Raw genomic sequence first — 781 nt, 5'->3', positions numbered from 1 at the left:
GCCGCCACGCCGCCGCACTCAAAGAATTCGTCGCCGACGCCCTGAGCCCCCACGGCCTGCTCACCGACACCACCGACGACACCCGGTCCGGCCAGGACACAGACACAGACACCGACGCCGCCGAGACCGATCCGGTCGACGACACCGACGACACCGACGGCGCCGGGGCCGGCGCCGATGTTTCAGACGGCCAGCGCGAGCCCGAGTTTGATCTCGAGGCGCTGATCCCCGAACCCCGCCGCCCCGAAGGCAACAGGTCCATTGTCTCCGCGTCAGGACCGAAGCGGCGCCGGCCGGTCTCCGCGGCACGGGCGCTGCTCACCCTGACCATCGACCACCAGTGGCTCCGGGACGCGATCGGCCACGGCACCCTCGACGACGACACCCCGGTCCACATCCGCACCCTGCGCCGCCTGGCCTGCGACGCCGAGATCATCCCCATGATCCTGGGCTCCCGCTCCGAACCCCTCGACGTCGGACGCCTGCAACGCACCGTCACCGACGCCCTACGACGGGCCCTGAACATCCGCGACCGCGGCTGCGCCTTCCCCGACTGCACCCGCAGCCCCCGCCGCTGCCACGCCCACCACATCGACCACTGGGAACACGGCGGACCCACCGAGATCAACAACCTCGTGCTGCTGTGCCTCTACCACCACCAACTGATCCACCACGGGCACTGGAGCGTCGCCATCGTCGACGGCCTGCCCTGGTTCACCCCACCCTGGTACATCGACACCGACCAACACCCCATCCCCGGCGGCCGACCCCGCGTCCCCCT

General features: G+C 70.8%; 1 protein-coding gene. It reads left to right on the top strand.

Annotated features, from left to right (window positions below; translation table 11 throughout):
• On the top strand, positions 1-781 hold a 781-nt coding region (locus ACR9E3_RS32470; protein WP_460385206.1), incomplete at both ends, for an HNH endonuclease signature motif containing protein.

It is taken from the genome of Actinomycetospora sp. C-140 (genome assembly GCF_054796175.1).
This window is presented reverse-complemented; position numbering and strand designations above follow the sequence as displayed.